The sequence below is a fragment of the Mycobacterium sp. E1386 genome (assembly GCF_001672745.1).
GTDB lineage: Bacteria > Actinomycetota > Actinomycetes > Mycobacteriales > Mycobacteriaceae > Mycobacterium.
On sequence record NZ_LZKH01000122.1, the window covers coordinates 1 to 18691 of the forward strand.

Sequence of the window (18691 nt, forward strand, 5' to 3'; positions counted from 1 at the left end):
CATTTCGACAATGAGGCCGCGTCGGCGGACCGGACCATCAACCTCAGCGATTCCGCTGACAACGCCCGCCCGATCGATCCGAACCTGCGCGCACCGACCCAGCGCGAGACCCAGCGCATGCGTGTCGTGCCGCCGCAACCGCCGGCGGTCGAGCCTCCGGCCCCGCCACCGCCCGCTCAGCCCGCGCCCGCAGCCGAGGTAGCGGAGCAGAGTGGCCCAGGCCTCATCGAGCGGATGATCACCTCGAAGCTGCGGGTCGCGCGCCCCTCCTTCCGAACCGGGGAGGCGAATGCCACCTATCGCCTGCCACTCAAAGCCGACGCGCGCACGGTGGGGGTGGTCGCATACCAGCTGAGCCTCGGCATCGAAGGGCGCGAGATCCTCTCCGACATTTCGTTCGCGGCACGCCCGGGCGTATTCACCGCAGTCGTCGGGCCGTCCGCCGCACGCAACTCCGCGCTGCTCGGGCTGCTCGCCGGCACCAGGCAGCTCAGCTCCGGGCGGGTCACCGTCGACGGCCACGACGTGCTCGCCGAGCCGGAGTCCATGCGCACCCGGATCGGCATCGTCTCGTCCGAGGACCGCCTGCATCGCCAGTTGACCGTCGCACAGGCGTTGCGATACGCCGCCGAAATCCGTCTGCCGCAAGATATCTCACGTGAGCAACGCGACCGCGTGGTCAGCCAGGTCCTCGAGGAGCTCGAGCTGACACCACATGCGGCGACCCGGATCGGCAAGCTGTCGCCCGAGGTGCGCCGGTGCGCCGCGCTGGCGGTCGAGCTCATCAGCCGGCCGACACTGCTCGTCGTCGACGAGCCGAGCGCCGGTCTGAATCCGGAGCAACAACGGCACGTGATGGCAATGCTGCGGCGCCAGGCCGACATCGGCTGCGTGGTCGTGGCGGCCGTGTCGTCGCAGACATGGTCGACGGACCTCAACGTGTGCGACCAGGTGCTGGTTCTCACCTCAGCCGGGACGCCGGCCTTTCTGGGGCCGCTCCAGCAGATCGAGTCCGTGATGGCCACCACCGACTGGTCGAAGGTACTCGAGCGGGTGAGCGCCGACCCCGACGGAACCCACCGCGCCTTCCGCGACCGGCCCCCGGAGTCGGCGCTGACGACACCACCGGAGACCACCGCCCCGGCACCGCCCCCCGCCGAGCTCCCCGTGCCGCGGCAGATCCGGCTGTTGGCCCGCCGCGACGCCCGGCTGATTGTCGCCGACCGCGTCTACTTCGTGCTCTTGGTGATCTTGCCGTTCGTGCTGGCGGGCCTGACCCTGCTGATTCCGGGCGATTCGGGCCTGGCCCGACCCGGGCCGGGCAGTGCTCACCCGCACGAGGCCATCGAGATTCTGGCCGCGCTCAACGTCGCCGCGGTGATCATCGGCAGCACGCTGACCATCCGGGCCGTGGTGCGTGAGCAGCGCATCTTCCGGCGCGAACAGGCTCTCGGGCTGTCGAGCGCGGCCTACCTGGCCGCCAAGATCCTGGTGTTCGGCCTGGCCGCGGCCATCCTGACCGCCGTCGTGTTCGCCCTCGTCGTCGCCGAGAGGGGCGGGCCCGCGCGGGGCGCCGTCCTGCTGCACAACGCCACGGTCGAGCTTTATGCCGGCGTGGCGGTGACGGCCATCGTGTCCGCCGTGGTCGGGCTTGCGTTGTCGACGCTCGGCACGTCGCTGCGTGAAGTGCTGCCGCTACTGCTGCCGGTGATCCTGGCGTCGGCGCTGTTCAACGGAAGCCTCGTTCAGCTGGTGAGCAAATGGGGCTTCCAACAGGTCTCCTGGTTCGTCCCGGCCCAATGGGGCTTTGCCGCGTCGGCGTCCACCGTTGACCTGCGCAGGGTCGACGCGCTGGCCGCCAACTCGCAGATGTGGACCCACTACAGCGGCTGGTGGGTGTTCGACATGACGATGCTGGTGCTCTTGGGCGTCGCGGCCGCGGGCTTCGCCCTCTACCGGCTGAGGCCGGTTCCCCACGCGGCTCCTAGACCGTCACATCGCGAACAACAGGAACTGAGTGACCTGGCTCGGTGAGAAATTGTTGTCGCTGACCAGCACCACCGACTGACGACCGTCGGGCAGCTTCGGCCCCAGCGTGATGCCCTCGACATTGTCGAGGGGCGACAGTCCCGGCGTGGCGGACAAGTCGACCGCCAGGGTCTTGCTCATCGGGGTCACCGCGACGTTCTGCATCGACGGGGTGGCCAAAACGTCCGTAGCCGCGCCGATCTCGGCCCGGTAGATCCGCACGGTCGGCGGCATGGCGGAGGATCGTTCGATCACCAGGAACGCGGTGTCCGACAGCGCGACCAGGTCGGAGAGGCCGTTGACATCGGCGGGCGGCGTGGGCGGCTCCATCGGATACGCGTACTGGGCGGTGGGCTCGCCGGAGGCGACGTCGAACTTGGTGACCCGGGTGAGCACGCGGTGGCCGTCGTCGCTGACGGGCCCGTCGTTGTATCCGGGATCCTCCATCGCGGCGAACAGCGTTTGGCCGTCGGGCGTCAGCGCCAATCCCTCCAGCGCCTTGTTCCGGCGCGGACCCGTGGCCTGCGCGGACATCGCCAAGTTGGCCGGCAGCGTGAACTGGCCCAGGTAGGCACCGTCGAGCGCGGCCGATCGAACCCATGGGTCGAGCAGCAACGGCCCCGCGGTGCGCCGCTCGCCTTCGGAGGACCAATACAGCCGCTGCCGCCCGGGATCGAAGGCGATGCCCTCGGGGTCGGGGGGAATGACGGGCGGCGTGGCGTCCGCCCTGAGCGGCGGGAACGGCTGGCCGGAGCGGTCCAGCAGCGGCCGGGTGCCGGTGAAGGTGACTTTGTCGATTCCCCTGTCCGACAACGACAATTGCACGGTGTAAAACCGGGCCGGATTCTTCTCCGAACGGTCGTCGCTGATGACGTAATACAGCTGCCGGCCCGCGTCATAGCTGAGTGCCGACAACCCGCCGATGACGGTGCCGTCGAAGGTCGCGTTGAACGGAATCTGTGACTGACCGAGGTAAGTGAGCATCGGCCGCGGCGTGGGCGCCGGAGCGGGCGGGTGCGCGGGCGCGCATCCCCCCAGCAGCAGGGCGAGGCACACGGACGCCACCCGTAGACGGCACATACCCGAGAACGTATCGCCGAGGGTGCACTCAGCGCGAGAATCGGGCCTCGACCTCGCACTGGAGGAATGCTCGGCCCGGTCATCAGGTCGTTATTCCCGCGGCGGGAACCGCAGGATACGGTCGGGTTATGGCGCCAGACACCGCAACCATTGCCGAGCAGCTGCGCAACGCCCTCGACGGGCGTTGGCGGGACACGAGAAACCAGCTGCGATCCACCATGAGCGAGGACCTCTTCCGGCCGCACTACACCCCGAACACGGTGATCGCGCGCACCAAGGTGGCCGAGCAGATGAGAATCATGGCCGCGTTCGGCGCCGCGGCCGACAACTTCCGTAAGGAACACGGCGGCACCGGCGACATCGGCGCGGCGATCACGATGATCGAGATGCTGGCGATGTCGGACCTGTCGTTGATGGTGAAGGCCGGCGTCCAGTGGGGCCTGTTCGGCGGCGCCGTGGAGAACCTGGGCACCGAGCGTCATCACGAGGCTTACGTGAAGAAGATCATCAGCCTCGAGTTGCGGGGCTGCTTCGCGATGACCGAGACCGGGCACGGCAGCGACGTCCAGTCGCTGGAGACCACTGCGACCTACGATCCCGAGACCGAAGAGTTCGTCATCGACTCCCCGACGCCGACGGCGCGCAAGGACTACATCGGCGGCGCGGCCGAAACCGCCACCATGGCAGCGGTATTCGCCCAACTGATCACGCACGAGGACGGCAAACCGCTCCACCACGGCGTGCACTGCCTGATGGTGCCGATCCGCGACGCCGACGGCAACGACTTGCCCGGGGTGACCACCTCGGACTGTGAATACAAGGGCGGCCTGCCCGGAGTCGACAACGGCCGCATCGTGTTCGACCACGTACGCGTTCCGCGGGTGAACCTGCTGAACAAATACGGCGACGTGGCGCCGGACGGCACCTACAGCTCGCCGATCGAGAATCCGAACCGCCGATTCTTCACCATGCTGGGCACGTTGGTCCGCGGGCGGATCACGGTGGGCGGCAGCGCGGGCGCCGCGGGTCGCGTCGCGCTGGACATCGCCACGCGATACGCGTTGCAACGCAAGCAATTCAGCGCGCCGGATGACGAGTCCGAGGTGCTGATCATGGACTACCTGGTGCATCAGCGCCGGCTGTTTCCGTTGATCGCGAAGTCATACGCGTTGCAGTTCGCCCAGAACGAGCTGGTCAGTAAATGCCACGACATCCAGACCGCGGACGCCGTCGACGCCGACGAGCAGCGTGAATTGGAGGCGCGCGCCGCCGGGTTGAAGGCGGCCAACACGTGGCACGCGTCCCGGGCGATTCAGGAGGCGCGGGAGGCTTGCGGTGGCGCGGGCTACATGGCCGAGAACCGGTTGATTGCGCTGCGCGGCGACACCGACGTCTTCACCACATTCGAGGGCGACAACCACGTGCTGACGCAATTGGTGGCCAAGGAGCTGCTGACGGCTTACGCCGACGACATCCGCAGCATGAGCCCGGTCGAATGGGTGCGTTTCGCCGCCAACACCGTCGGGGAGCGCGTCGTCAAACGCACTGCGGCCGAGACGATTATCCAAACCATCGTGGACTCTCGGCAGGACAGCGAGGAAGAGGGCAGCCTCTTCAACCGCGGCACCCAGATCAAGATGTTCGAGGACCGCGAGGAATACCTGCTGGCGAGCGTTGCGCGTCGACTGCAGGCCAAATCCAAGGAGATGCCGGAATTCGACGCGTTCAACGCGGTGCAGGATCACGTGCTGCACGCCGCTTCCGCGCACATCGACCGGGTGGTGCTCGAAGCGTTCGTCGCCGGCATCGAGGCGTGTCCGCACGAGGAAGCCCGCGAACTGCTCGGCATTCTTTGTGATCTCTACGCGCTGTCGGTGATCGAGGACGACAAGGCCTGGTACATCGAGCATCGATACCTGTCCACCGAACGGGCCAAGGCCGTCACCCGCGGCATCAACGATCGGTGCCGCGCGCTGCGCCCTTACGCGGAAACGCTCGTCGACGGCTTCGGGATTCCGGAGCAACTGCGCTACGCCGAGATGCTGCACCCGGAAAACTTGGCGGACGAGGTCACGAACTGACGGCTCGGTTGATCACGTTGTAACGCAACGTCATTGATTCGGGATTTTGCCGAGCGCCTTCAGCTTGCCGTCCGGGCCGATCTCGAACTTCACCGTGCCAACGCCGGTGGGACAGCAGGGCTGATCGTTGCCCTTCAGCCATTGGTACTGGACCGCGACGGCGTCATCCAAGGGTGGCAGAACCGTGATGTACGGCTTGGGATTTGGGGTCGGAGTACCCAGCGTGGTGTTGTGATCGAAGAACAGCAGCTGCTGGCCGGTGGATTCACTGGCGATCGTCGGGATGATCTGCACCCAGTACAAGCGGCACTTCTTGGCATGACCGCGAGCGATTTCCACCCACGTCGTGCCGGGGACGGCGATGGGGACCGAGGCGATGGCCCGCTGCACCGTGGCGGGTGTCGGCCCGTCGGAATCCTTGCACTTGTCGGGTGACGCCGGCGGCGAACCGGCTTGCTTCGACCCGCAACCGCAGACCAGCAGGATCAGCAGGATCACAATCAGCTGACGCACTCGGTGAGCTTAGCGAAGGCTGTGAATGTCCCATCGGTTTGGTCGGAGACCCTGTTCTGACAGGTAATCCGCCCGGCCCCGCCGGTAGCCTTGAGCGCAGTCGGCGGGTCGACGATGACCCATCCTGAACTGGGGGTATGCGGCTTTTCCACGACATCACGCGGGCGCTTTGGCCGGTGAGAGGAAGCCGTAAAGCGGGGGAAACTCCGGATATCCGGTGCCGAAACATCCTCGTCGCACCATTCAACGTAAGCCCGTTGCGCTCAAAGGAGGAAGTGCGTGACCAGGGAGTCCATGGCGTCACACCGCGATGCCGTGAACACCATGTGCGCATACTGCGGCGTCGGCTGCGGGATGGTGCTGCAGGTCACAACCGATCCGGAGAGCGGTCGTCGTCACATCACGAAGTCTGTTGGGAGCAAAGAGCATCCAGCCAACTTCGGCCGGTTGTGCACCAAGGGTGCCACCACTTCCGACCTGCTTGCTGCGCCCGGGCGGATGGAGTCCGCGCACGTCCGCACCGACCGCGGTGAGCCCGTCGAGCCCGTCGATATGGACCGGGCAATCGCCCAGTGCGCGAACCGGTTACGGGCGATCATCGACACCCATGGCCCGGATTCCTTCGCGATGTACGTGTCGGGCCAGATGTCCATCGAGGCGCAGTATTTGGCGAACAAGCTCACCAAGGGCTTCGTCGGCACCAACCAGATCGAGTCGAACTCGCGGCTGTGCATGGCCAGCGCGGGTTCCGGCTACAAGCTCTCCCTGGGCGCCGACGGACCACCCGGCTCATATCAAGACTTCGAGCACGCCGACGTCTTCTTCGTCATCGGCGCGAACATGGCCGACTGTCACCCCATCTTGTTCTTGCGGATGATGGACCGCGTCAAGGCCGGCGCAAAACTCATCGTCGTCGATCCGCGCCGCACCGCGACCGCCGACAAGGCCGACCTGTTCCTGCAGATCTCCCCCGGCTCCGATCTCGCACTGCTCAACGGGTTGCTGCAGCAGATCGTTGAAAACGGGCACACCGATGCCGACTTCATCGCCGAGTTCACCGAGGGTTGGGAGGTGATGCCCAGCTTCCTGGAGCAGTACACCCCCGACAAGGTGAGCGAAATCACCGGCATTCCCGAAGAACACATCCGCGCTGCGGCCCGGATGATCGGCGAGGCAGAGAATTTCGTGAGCTGCTGGACCATGGGGCTCAACCAGAGCACCCACGGCACCTGGAACACCAACGCCCTCTGCAACCTTCACCTGGCCACCGGCGCGATCTGCAAACCCGGCAGCGGACCCTTCTCGCTCACCGGACAGCCCAACGCCATGGGCGGCCGCGAAATGGGTTACATGGGGCCGGGGTTGCCGGGTCAGCGCTCGGTGTTATCCGCGGAGGACCGCGCCTTCACCGAAGACCAGTGGGGCATCCCCCGCGGGACGCTCCGCACCGAGGTCGGCACCGGCACAATCGACATGTTCTCCCGGATGGCCGGCGGTGAAATCAAAGCGTGCTGGATCGTGTGCACCAATCCCGTTGCCTCCGTTGCCAATCGGAGGACCGTGCTGGCCGGCCTGGAGCGGGCCGACTTGGTTATCACTCAGGACGCCTTCCTCGAAACGGAGACCAACGAATACGCCGATGTGCTGCTGCCGGCGGCGCTGTGGTCGGAGGCCGAGGGTGTGATGGTCAATTCCGAGCGCAACATGACGCTGTTTCAGCCGGCCGTCACCGCGCCGGGTGACGCGATGCCCGACTGGCAGATCATCGCCCGGATCGCCTGCGAGATGGGTTTTTCGGACGCTTTCAGCTATGGCTCCGCCGAAGAGGTCTTCGAAGAGATCAAACGGTTCTCGAACCCGAAAACCGGCTACGACCTGCGGGGCGTCAGCTACGAACGGCTGCGTCAGGGCCCGCTGCAGTGGCCGTGCGCACCCGAAAGCACGGCCGACCGCAACCCCATTCGTTACCTCAACGACGGTGTCAGCCAGGCCAGGCTGGTCCGCGAGGACGGCAGCGCTCCCCGGCTGGCCTTCCCCACCGCGAACGGTCGTGCGGTGTTCTTCGCCCGCCCGCACCTGCCGCCCGAGGAAATGCCGGACGACGACTACCCGTTTCTGCTGAACACCGGTCGCCTGCCGCACCAGTGGCACACGATGACCAAAACCGGCAAGGTCGCCAAGCTCAACAAGCTCAACCCGGGGCCGTTCGTGGAAATTCACCCGGACGACGCCGCACGGCTGCAGATCGTCGACGGCGACGCGATCGAAATCGCTTCCCGCCGCGGCCGCGCCGTGCTGCCTGCCGCGATCAGCGACCGGGTGCGCCCCGGCAACTGCTTCGCCCCGTTCCACTGGAACGACGTGTTCGGCGAATACCTGGCGATCAACGCGGTCACCAACGACGCGGTGGACCCGATCTCGAACCAGCCGGAATTCAAGGCGTGCGCCGTCACGTTGGCGAAAGTCTCTGCGGCCGCCGCGGATCCGAGCGCCGAAACACCAGAACCCGCGCCGGTGGAGGTACCGGAAATCAGCGCTTCACACGTCGACGCCCTCGCCGACTTGCTCGGCGTCGCAACCAAACCCGCGCCGGAATTCGACGAGCTGGGCCGCTCCTACCTTGCCGGGATGTTGACCGCACTGCGGTCGGACGCGGGCCGGCGCACCGCCGGGGTGCCGACCCTGCCGCAAAGCGCTCCCTTCGATCCCGGAACCCGGCTTTGGGTGGATGGACTGCTCGCGGGCCTGTTCTCGCGCGAAGAGGCCCCGCGGCCGGCGACGGTGGCCAACGAACCGAGGCTCCGGCCACCCGGAGCCAAGCCCGCCAAACGGGCCCCCGTGGTGGTGCTGTGGGCATCGCAAACCGGGAACGCCGAAGAGCTCGCCGCCGACATCGCCGCCCGGCTGGGCAATGCCGACGTGCCGGTCTCGTTGCGTGCGATGGACGACTTCCCGGTGGCTGAACTGGCGACCACTCGGGAGCTGCTACTGGTCACCAGCACCACCGGTGACGGTGAACCGCCGGACAACGGGGCCGCCTTCTGGCGCGCGTTGACAGCCGACGGCGCAACGAAATTCACCGACACCCGCTATGCTGTGCTCGCACTCGGCGACTCCAACTACGACGACTTCTGCGGCCATGGCCGCAAACTCGACGAGCGTCTGGCCGAGTTGGGGGCGACCCGCATCGTCGACCGGGTGGACTGCGAACCGGACTACGACGACGCCGCGGGCAAGTGGCTGAGCGGTGTCATCCGGGCGCTGTCGCGCACGCCCGCGCCCGTGGGCCGGGATGGCGGTGCGGGGGTCACCGCCGCGGCTGCCGCGCCGGTTCGACCGGCCAACGGGACCGGGGCGGTCGGCTACACCAAGAAACACCCGCTGATCACGGACATGGTCCGCAACACCGTGTTGAGTCGGCCGACATCGACCAAAGATGTGCGGCATCTGGTTTTCAGCCTGCCGGAGGAAGCCGTGAGCTACGAGGCCGGTGACGCGCTCGGGGTCTGGCCCCGCAACAGCGACCGATTGGTGGACGAGTGGCTGGCCGTCACCGGACTGGACGGGCAGACGCCCGTCGAGGTCGGCGAACACGGTCTGATGTCGTTGCGCTCCGCGCTCACCGAGCGCATCGAGATCGCCCACATCAGCCGGGACCTGGTGCGGTTCGTGCAGGAGCGCACCGGCGACGCGACACTCGCGGAGCTGCTGAAGCCGGAAAACAAGCGTGCACTGTCGGATTGGTCGTGGGGGCGCCAGTCGATCGACCTGCTGGCACAGCACCCGGTATGGGCGTCGGCCCACGAGTGGCTGAGGGTGCTCAAACGCCTACAGCCGCGCCTGTACTCGATCTCGTCGAGTCCCAAAGAGTGCCCCGGGGAAGTTCACCTGACGGTCTCGCCGGTGCGCTACAACTTTCAGGGCGTCCCGCGTCGCGGGGTGTGCTCGACCTACCTGGCCGACCGCTCACCCGGTGATCGGGTGGCCGTCTACCTGCAGCCATCGAGCAACTTCCGTCCACCCCGCGAGTCAGATACGCCGATGATCATGATCGGTCCCGGTACCGGAATCGCGCCCTTCCGCGGTTTCCTGCAGGAGCGTCGCGCGCTCGGGCACACCGGACCCAACTGGCTGTTCTTCGGCGAGCAGCACGCCGCCACCGATTACTACTACCGCGACGAACTCGAGCAGATGCGTGACGACGGTTTCCTCACCGAACTGGACCTCGCGTTCTCCCGGGACCAGCAGCAGAAGGTCTACGTGCAGCATCTGATGCGCACCCGTGGATCCGAGTTGTGGCGCTGGCTGCAAGACGGCGCCCAGCTGTACGTCTGCGGTACGGCGGACCCCATGGCCAAGGACGTCGACCGCGCGCTCTGCGAGATCGCGGCCGAACACGGCAACCTCGACGCCGACGGGGCAAAGGAGTACGTCCAGTCGCTGAGCGCGGACAAGCGCTACCACCGCGACGTCTACTGAGCCTCCCGCCTCGTCCCACTCGTAATACGACGGAAACGTCGCGCGCCTGTCGCTGAAACAAGCTCGCTGCAACATTCAGTCATTGGTTGCGTCGAGGAGGGACGTAGGCGTGGCTCTGGACTTTGACGGGCCCCTCGAAGACAGCGTGCGGGTCTGCCCATTGCAGTGCCGGCTGCGGAGCGCCGCGGACGATGATCGGGTCGATTGGGCCGGGCTGCCGATCAACTTGGACTTGGCATTCTCGCCGCAGCAGCGCGACAAGGTCTACACGCAGCACCTGATGCTCAAGCGCGGCACGCAACTTCGGCGAAGGCTGCAGGACCGGGGTCAGTGGTGCGCCTGCGAAGAAATCGCCAAGGACGGCCGCGGCACCTCGGACGGGTCCGACCCCCTCTCCAGCCGTTAGCGCCGCCCGGCCGCCCCAAACCGGCCCATATTCGGCCCAAAGGAATCACCGGGGTTTCAATCGGCGCGGACATCCGCTTGCCCGGTAGTTTGCCGAAGCCAGTGGTCGCGGGTGTCGTCTCGCGGGCCGTTGAGCGGCGCTTACTCCGCCCTCCCAACGAAATCGGGAGTGCCCGGCTGTCAACCCATGCCTCTGGCGAGCCCGTCGACACCGGGCGCTGCCATTTGCTGGCCATTAGCTTGGAGACGTCGGGGTCGACGGGTGCTGATGGGGCGGTCTAGCGATGGTGGACGTATCGATTATCGAAACCTCGGGGTTGGGCGACCGCAGTTACCTGGTGAGCGATGGCGAGGTGGCGGTCGCGATCGACCCACAGCGTGATATCGACCGGGTGCTGCAACTGGCCGGTGGCCTGCGCATCACCCACGTGCTGGAGACCCACATCCACAACGATTACGTCACCGGTGGCCTGGCGCTCGCGGAAGCCACCGGTGCCCAATACGTGTTGCCCGCCGGGGAGGACGTCGACTTCCCGCATCAGCCCATCAGCGACGGCGATCGGATCGCCACCGGCGGCGTGCACCTCGAGGCCCTGTCCACACCCGGGCACACCCACCACCACGTCAGCTATGCGCTCCGGGACGACTCCGGCCGAACCGTCGGGGTGTTCACCGGCGGATCGATGCTCTTCGGCAGCACCGGAAGGACCGACCTGGCCGGTGCGGAACATGCCGCGGAATTGACGCGCCTGCAATACCATTCGGTCCGTCGCCTCGCCGATGAGCTGCCCGCGACGACGGCCGTCTACCCCACCCATGGCTTTGGCAGCTTCTGTTCGGCCGCCCCCACCGACAGCGACGAGTCCACGATCGGCGACGAGCTGCACACGAATCCGGCGCTGACCCAGGACGAGCAGGATTACGTCGACGGACTATTGGCCGAACTTTCGACATACCCCGCCTACTACACGCACATGGGCGTGCTCAACAGGGCCGGCCCGACGGCGGCGGACTTGTCCCCCATCGAACCGGTGAGACCCGATGAACTTCGTGCCCGGATCGACGCGGGCCAGTGGGTGGTCGACTTGCGGCATCGAACCGCGTTCGCGGCCGGGCACCTCGCCGGCAGCTACGGGTTCGAGCTGTCCGGCTCCTTCGTCAATTACCTTGGCTGGCTTTACGCCTGGGGCGCGCCGCTGACGTTGATCGGTGAGGACACCGACCAGGTGGCCGATGCCCAGCGCGAACTGGCCCGCATCGGCGTCGACCGGCTCACCGGCAGCGGCACGGGCGACATCCGGGCGCTCGCCGCGGAATCCGAGCTGCGAAGCTACCGTGTGGCGGCCTTCGAGGATCTCGTCGATGCGCTGGACGACAGGCGCGTCCTCGTCCTCGACGTCCGCCAAACCGGCGAGTTCGACGATGGACACGTGCGTGGCGCGGTCAACATCGCGTTGCACGAGGTGACCCAGCGCTTCGCCGAGATCCCCCCGGACCGCGAGGTGTGGGTTCACTGCGCGAGCGGCTACCGCGCCTCGATCGCCGCGGCGCTGCTCGACCGCGAGCGCCGTGACGTCGTTCTCATCGATGACAACTACAGCAACGCCGAAAAGCTCGGGATCACGACCCACTTGGCAAGGGAGTAACCATGAACGCACCGACGGCCGACGCGATCACGTCGATCGAGCTGCGGAAGTTGATCAAGTCGCCCAAAGCTCCACGGCTGGTCGACGTTCGGACCCCCGCCGAATTCGAGACCGCGCACATCGCCGGATCCGTCAACGTGCCGCTCGACGTATTGGATCAGCACGGCGCCGACATCGCGGACCGCCTGGCCCAGGACAACGACGTCGTGTTGGTGTGCCGTTCCGGCCAACGCTCAACCAAGGCGCAGGCGCTGTTACGCAACGCCGGGCTCACCAGCGGGCGGGTGCTCGAGAACGGCATCACCGACTGGGAGGACCAAGGTTTCGACGTGGACCGTGGCGCCCAGCGCTGGGAGCTCGAGCGTCAGGTCCGGTTGGTCGCCGGGTCAGTGGTGCTGTCGTCCGTTCTGGGCAGTGTCGCGGTCCCACGACTCAAATGGGTGGCCGCCGCAATCGGCGGCGGCCTGACGTATGCCGCCCTGAGCGACACCTGCGCCATGGCCACGGCGCTGTCCAAACTCCCGTATAACCGCGGCACGACCTCGGACGTGAAGACGGTGCTGTCGCAACTCGACGGCTAGGCCTGCGGGCCCGGGAGAACCTCGATGGAAATCGCCTGAATCGCGTTGCCGCCGTAGCCGAACCGGTTCCAGTCCGGTCGCTCCGGCTGCGTGTTGCCCGCCTCGTCGGTAGCCCGCGCACGTACGGTCTGGGTCCCAACAACGTCGCATCGGGTGAACAGCTCCCACCATTGCCAGCTGTGCCGGCGGCGTTCACCGACCAGTCGGGCGGCCTGCCACGGGCCGCCGCCGATGCAAACGTCCACGCGATCTATCGGCGCCGCGCCCGACCAGGCGACGCCTCGCACGACGATTGTCCCGGCGGTCACCGTGGCGCCATCGGCGGGCTGGGCGATCAGCGCGCGGACACGCTGCAGGCGGACCGGCTCACGGACGACGCCGTCGCCACCGTCCCATTCGTAGTGGTACCGCTTCGTTTGGAAGAAGGCCTCGAAAACATGGTCAACGACTTCAATCTCGGTGAGCCACTTGACCGACGCGACGGAATACCAGCCCGGCACTATCAGCCGGACGGGGCGACCGTGCTGCAGTGGTAGCGGCTCGCCGTTCATCGCGTAGGCGACGATCGCACCCGAGTCGCAAGCATCCCGCACCGACAAGGCGCGCTCGAACCGCACCGGCGCCGTCGCGCCGTCGACCAAACCCGCATCGGCGCCACGGAACACGACATCGTGGGCCTGCGCCGCCAGGCCCGCCCGATCAAGAATCTCGACGAGCGGAACACCCGTCCATTCGGCGGTGCTCGCCGCCCCGAATCGCCACTGTTCGCCGTCGACGGGTGGATCGAACTGTGCGCGACCGTTGCCCGCGCATTCCAGCGTGGCGACCATCGACTGTTTCGGCATGTTGTGCAAATCGCCCAAGCGCAGCCGTAACGTCCGCTCGACCGTTCCGCCGACCGTCAGCTCATATTGGTCCGGATCCACCACCGGCGTGCTGAAGTGGTTGCGGACGTAGAAGTGGTCGGAGGGCATCACGACGCCACCGATCAGCTCGGGAAGCGATGTCTCGCAATTGAGCGGATCCTCGCGGTGGACGACAAGTGCGGGCCCGCCACCATGGGTAACGACCGGTAATCCGGCGGCCGCCCACGCGCACATACCGCCGGCCAGGTTCACCGCGTCGAAGCCCGAACGGCGAAGCGAAACCGTCACCGCCGCGGATCGTCCACCCGAGCGGCACACCACAACGATGCGGCGGTCCCGAGGCAGTTCATGTTCTCGAGTGCGCACGCCCTCGGCCGGCAACAACATCGCGGTCGGCGCGTGCTCGGTACACCATTCGCCGGGCTCACGCACGTCAAGCAGCAGCGCGCCCGCGTCGAGAAGTGCCTTGGCCGCCCGGGGACCGACTTGTGGTGTGTCGACGACGATCTCGTTGCCGACAGATACCGGGAATCCGGCGCCTTGCCAGGCGGCGAATCCCCCAACCAAGTCCGAAACGTCGTCGAAGCCCGAGGCTCGCAGCAGGCTCGCCGCGGCGATCGAGTGATCGCCGCTGCCGCAGTAAACGACCACCGGGGCCGCCGGATTGAGGGCGGAAAGCGAATCAGTCAGCGTCGACAATGGAATCCCCCGCGCGCCCGGGATGACGCCCCGCGCCATCTCATCCTGGCTGCGCACGTCGATCACCTGCAGCTGCGGGTCCAGGCCGCGCAATTCGGCCAGTTGCCCGATGGTCAACCGCGGCGCGCTTTCGACCAGGTCCATGCTCGGCGGCGTCGGGCTCAATGGGCACCTTCTTTCAGCGTTGTCATCGGTTGCGTGGGGCCGGTTGGCCGTACATCGCCACCACGACGGTCCGGTCCATACTGTTCTCCGACCACACCCCCATGGAGCTGTTGGCACAGTCGCGAATGATCGCCATGTCGTCGGGGTTGTAATACCACTGGTTGACCAGCTCCAGGCTGCTGATGGCGATGGCCGGGTTGATCGCGATCGTCTCGGCCGCCTTGCCGCGGAAACCGGCGGCATTGGCCCGGTCCTGCGGTGTCGATCCGTCAGATCCGATGTCGTCGTTGATGTTTCGGTTGTTCATCATGTCGTCGGCGTGCCATTGGGCGGCCAGGGTGAGCGCGTTGTCCCGGATGACGTCGTTGGTGCAGCCCGCCTGGTGTTGCAGCGTGTAGACGGCGGAGACGACGGCGCTGTTGAGCCGCTTGTTGTCGGCATGCGCGGTGGGCGCGCCCAGCATCACCGGCCCCGCGACCAGCACGGCCGCGGGTATCGCGCGTACCCACCCGATCATGGTTACTGCCCTCACACCGGATCGAAATGCGAGACCAGCCATCGGCCGTTGACCTTGTCCAACGTCACCCGGACCACGGGCTGCGTGTCGGTGGGAGCGCCCTCGCCGACGGTAACGGTTTGGTTGACGAACAGCAGGGTCACGGCGTGATTGGACGTCACCGACACCGGCGCCGCCGCAGCCACTTTGGCGACCGCGGTGATGTGCTTCTCTTTTGCCCCCGGAATCACCACCTGACGGGTCAGCTCCGTGTAGGCGTCCTTGAAATCACCGGTCAGCCGCTCGCGCGCGGCGGCCAGGTCTTTGTCCACCGAGTCCGCCTTGTACGACAACAGGGCGACGGCGTCGTCGCCGGCGACTTTCACCACTTCGGTGCGGGCTCGCGCCACGTCGTCGGCCGAGGCCGCCACCCACTTGAAGTAGCCCGCCGTCAGCGTGATCAGCAGCGCCAGTCCGGGCAGCACCCCGTACGCAAGGACGCGCGACCACGGGATCGGCCGCCGTTCCCGCGTGCGGGTGTCGGTCTGGTCGTCGGACGTCTCGTCGATATCGACGGCGCCCTCGGGCGTGTCCTCGTCGTCGGCCTCGACGAATTCCTCGTCCTGTATGGCCCTTTCGTTGAGAGTCGTCATGGCACGAACACCACGTTCGAGACCTTGGCGTCCTGGCCGACCGAGCGGACCTCTATTCGCATCCGCCATTCGCGGGGCGCCTCCTCGCCGCCGGCGGTGCGCGACTTCACCGCGACCGCCACCAGCACCTGCGCCGAGTCGCCGCGCTGCGATTCCAGACCCGCATCGGTGACCGTGCCTTCCGATTTCGACTGCGCCGCCTTGACGACTTCGATGAACGGCTTGGACCGCTGCTCGAAGTCATCGCGGAACGCCCCGGTGGCTAGATCGAGGATGCGTTGCACGTCTGCATCGACCTCCGTGTAGTTGATGGTGGTGAGGTTGACCGCGCCCTGACGAGCGACGTGCACGAACAGATCCCGCTGGGCTTGGGCCTCATGCTTCTGGTAGGCCTGGTAGCCCAGCCAACCGGTCAACCCGGCCAACGCCGCCACGACGACGCCGCCCGCCGCCAACGCCCGCCCGGTTCGCGAAAGTCGCGGACCGGGCCGGTGCCGCAACCGGGCGAGCCGGCTCTTCAAACCCGCCGTGTCCTTGGCGGTTTCGTCGTTCTCCGCCGTGGTTTCGGCATCGTCGACATCGCGGGCGCCGACCGCTGTTGGCTCGCCGGGTTCGTCGGCGGCATCAGCGGTTTCCGGCCCTTTCGTTTCTTCGGTCATCCTGCTCCTTTGGTTACGCCGGCGGCACCAGAAGTGACTGCCAGTTCTTGGCGCGGGGGTGCGCGAGGTCGAACTCGGTGTAGCGGCGCCCATCGGGGCCGATGTAGTCGCCGTTGGCCGGGTCATACGTCGCGACTGCGAACGGCGGTGGCGCGGGCGCCGGTGGCGCGGTCCCCCGCGGCGGTGGAAGCCGCGGATCCTGTCCCGGCGGATACATCGGAACGCCCTGCCCGCTATAGGTGGCGTTCGGGTCGCCCTTCCAGTTGTAGCCGTCGTTGAGCGGCACGTATTCTTCGTCGCTTTCGCACAACTCAACCGTGGGCGCGCGCTTCTCCGGCTTGCTCTCGCACGGAATATTCCGCACCCCACGGACATTGAACTCCGAGTCTTGCGGAATGCGGCAGAACAGATCCGCGGCGGGGCGGTCCGGTGCGTCCACGTTGGCCGGCGACCGGCGCTGATTTGGCGGCAGATACCCCGTCGTGCACGGCGGCGGCAGGTTGATGTTGAGGTTGAAGTCCAGCTGGGCGCCCCGATACTCCTGCTTGGTGTTCGAACTGGGCACGACGATTGCGGCCATCGCCGCGATGCCCTGGGGGAACAGCACCAGAAGCTGCTCGATGTCATGGCGATACACGACGGCGATGTCGCCCAGGCTGACCAGGTTCGCGAACAGCACGGGCAGCGCGGGCGTGACCCGGTCGAGCAGCGCGCGACTTTCCTCCACCCCGTTAGTGCCCTGCGTCAACAGGTCTCGCAGCGCGGCGTCCTGCGCCTTGAACTGGGCCGTGATGGCGGCGGTGCGATTCGCCCACGTGGCAATGGAATCCGAGGTCTGGATCTGGGAGTTGAGTACCGGAGGCGTCTGGTCGATCAACGCGGCAAGCGGGCCCACGGTCTGCCCCCCGGCAATGGCCAGGGCAGTCGAGCCGTCGACGATTCGAGACAACTCAGGACCGAGACCACCGACCGCGCGGTCCGTCTCGTCGACCACCGTCCGAAGGTTGTCGCGCGGAATCGCCTGCAGCGCACGGTTGGTCACGTCGAGCAGGTGCCCGATGTCGACGGGCACATCGACTCGGCCGGCGGGAATGACATCCCCGGCTCGCAGCGCGCGGCCGTGGTCGCCGTCCTTACCGGGCTGCGGGGTGAGCTCGATGTATTGCTCGCCGATCGCCGATCGGCTGTGCACCGACGCCTGGACGTCGGCGGGCACATTGACGCCGGATCTGATGGCGAGCACCGCGCGCACCCCGGTGGCGGTCACATCGACCGACTTGACCTGACCGACATCGGTTCCGCGATAGGTGACAACCGAGGTCTGGTAGAGCCCGCCCGACTGGGGCAGGTCGACGGTGACGACGTATTCGCCGATCCCGAAGAGCGTTTCCGGCAGCTTCATGTAGTTGAATGCCATTGCCCCACAGGACACGACCGTCACCAGCAGGAGGATCGACAGTTGTATCCACGTTCTTCGGTTCAGACGCAGCATTCAGTAGCCCCCGAAATGATATGGATAGGTCAGCGGGTTGCCCGCGGTGGCCGGACTGGGCTGCATCCCGATCGTGCGTCCCCACTGCAGTTCGAGCTGGGTGAGGTTGCCTTCCCACCGTGAGCCGGTGAAGAACCCGGTGTCCAGGCGGCTCAGCGTCAGGTCGACAATCAGGGTGAGGTTGGCGTAGTCACCACGGAACCAATTCCGCGCGGTCGACGCCGGCCACGGGTAGGCCACCAAGCCATCCAGTCCCTTGGTCAAGGACGGTCCCGCGTCGGCGAGCGATCGCAGCACCGGCGCGATACTGCGCAGGTTGTTGACCAGAGATTCCTTGCTCTGGCGCACGGTATCGGCCGCGATGGCGCTGAACTTGCCGAGTTGATCGATCGCGTCGGCGATCTTGGTGCGCTCGTCGGCCAACACCCTCAGCGCTTTGGGCACGGTGATCAACGCCTTGTCGACTGTTGCGTCCTTATCGGCGAACTGGCCGACCAGCGAGTTGAGATTCTCGGCCGCGGCAATGATGTCGTCGGTCTGGTCGTTGGTCCGGGCGATGAACTCGTCCAGTTGCTTCAGCAGGCTGCGCATGTCGTTTTCGCGCCCGGCGAATGCCTTGGCGATCGACTGCGTGATCTCCTGCAGCTGCCCGATGCCGCCGCCGTTCAGCAGGATCGAGACGGAGGCAAGCGTCTGCTCGGTGGTCGGATACATGCTCGCGTGCGCTAACGGGATGACCGACCCGTTCTTCAGCTGGCCGACGGGCGGTTCGTCTTTGGGTGGCGCGAGCTCGATGTGCATCGAGCCGAGCAGGCTGGTCTGGCCCAGCTTGGCCGTCGAATTGGCCG

14 protein-coding genes are annotated in these 18691 nt (G+C 66.7%); 6 read left to right on the forward strand and 8 right to left on the reverse strand.

Annotation, left to right across the window (positions count from 1 at the left end; all coding sequences use genetic code 11):
• The first annotated feature begins 117 nt into the window (after positions 1–117).
• Positions 118–2034, forward strand: a complete 1917-nt coding sequence (locus tag A5709_RS13300) for an ATP-binding cassette domain-containing protein (RefSeq protein WP_082973966.1) — start codon at positions 118–120, stop codon at positions 2032–2034.
• Here A5709_RS13300 and A5709_RS13305 read toward each other — a convergent pair.
• Complete coding sequence (locus tag A5709_RS13305; RefSeq protein WP_068120288.1) at positions 1993–3108, reverse strand: esterase-like activity of phytase family protein; 1116 nt, start codon at positions 3106–3108, stop codon at positions 1993–1995. The genes A5709_RS13300 and A5709_RS13305 overlap by 42 nt on opposite strands.
• A 128-nt stretch (positions 3109–3236) precedes the next feature.
• Here A5709_RS13305 and A5709_RS13310 point away from each other — a divergent pair, with 128 nt between their 5' ends.
• The gene (locus tag A5709_RS13310; RefSeq protein ID WP_068120290.1) at positions 3237–5189 is read left to right on the forward strand and encodes an acyl-CoA dehydrogenase; all 1953 of its coding nucleotides are present in this window, start codon (positions 3237–3239) and stop codon (positions 5187–5189) included.
• 30 nt (positions 5190–5219) lie between these two features.
• On the opposite strand, the gene A5709_RS13315 is transcribed toward A5709_RS13310, so the two are convergent.
• Positions 5220–5687 (reverse strand): LppP/LprE family lipoprotein, encoded by a 468-nt coding sequence (locus A5709_RS13315; RefSeq protein ID WP_068120303.1) that lies wholly within the window; start codon positions 5685–5687, stop codon positions 5220–5222.
• 309 nt (positions 5688–5996) lie between these two features.
• Between A5709_RS13315 and A5709_RS13320 the strand changes: the two genes are divergently transcribed.
• The 4 genes from A5709_RS13320 to A5709_RS13335 all read left to right on the forward strand — a co-directional run bounded on the left by A5709_RS13320 (position 5997) and on the right by A5709_RS13335 (position 12813).
• On the forward strand, positions 5997–10181 hold the full coding sequence (locus A5709_RS13320; RefSeq protein ID WP_068120292.1) for a bifunctional nitrate reductase/sulfite reductase flavoprotein subunit alpha: 4185 nt from the start codon (positions 5997–5999) through the stop codon (positions 10179–10181).
• Between the two features lie 145 nt (positions 10182–10326).
• Positions 10327–10587, forward strand: a complete 261-nt coding sequence (locus A5709_RS13325) for a hypothetical protein (RefSeq protein ID WP_068011890.1) — start codon at positions 10327–10329, stop codon at positions 10585–10587.
• 286 nt (positions 10588–10873) lie between these two features.
• Positions 10874–12232 (forward strand): rhodanese-like domain-containing protein, encoded by a 1359-nt coding sequence (locus A5709_RS13330; RefSeq protein WP_068120305.1) that lies wholly within the window; start codon positions 10874–10876, stop codon positions 12230–12232.
• A gap of 2 nt (positions 12233–12234) precedes the next feature.
• The gene (locus A5709_RS13335; protein ID WP_068011826.1) at positions 12235–12813 is read left to right on the forward strand and encodes a rhodanese-like domain-containing protein; all 579 of its coding nucleotides are present in this window, start codon (positions 12235–12237) and stop codon (positions 12811–12813) included.
• Here A5709_RS13335 and A5709_RS27470 read toward each other — a convergent pair.
• From A5709_RS27470 to A5709_RS13365, 6 genes are all read right to left on the reverse strand, one after another.
• A complete protein-coding gene (locus A5709_RS27470) occupies positions 12810–14543 on the reverse strand; it encodes a molybdopterin-dependent oxidoreductase (protein ID WP_156673390.1) in 1734 nt (577 codons plus the stop codon). The genes A5709_RS13335 and A5709_RS27470 overlap by 4 nt on opposite strands.
• A gap of 22 nt (positions 14544–14565) precedes the next feature.
• Positions 14566–15060 (reverse strand): CAP domain-containing protein, encoded by a 495-nt coding sequence (locus tag A5709_RS13345; protein ID WP_068120295.1) that lies wholly within the window; start codon positions 15058–15060, stop codon positions 14566–14568.
• Between the two features lie 11 nt (positions 15061–15071).
• Positions 15072–15692 (reverse strand): hypothetical protein, encoded by a 621-nt coding sequence (locus A5709_RS13350; protein WP_156768040.1) that lies wholly within the window; start codon positions 15690–15692, stop codon positions 15072–15074.
• Positions 15689–16351, reverse strand: a complete 663-nt coding sequence (locus A5709_RS13355; RefSeq protein WP_068120297.1) for an Mce protein — start codon at positions 16349–16351, stop codon at positions 15689–15691. The genes A5709_RS13350 and A5709_RS13355 overlap by 4 nt, the downstream gene beginning before the upstream one ends.
• Positions 16352–16364: 13 nt before the next feature.
• Positions 16365–17843, reverse strand: a complete 1479-nt coding sequence (locus A5709_RS13360) for an MCE family protein (RefSeq protein ID WP_068120299.1) — start codon at positions 17841–17843, stop codon at positions 16365–16367.
• On the reverse strand, positions 17844–18691 hold an 848-nt coding region (locus tag A5709_RS13365), incomplete at its 5' end, for an MCE family protein (RefSeq protein WP_068120301.1).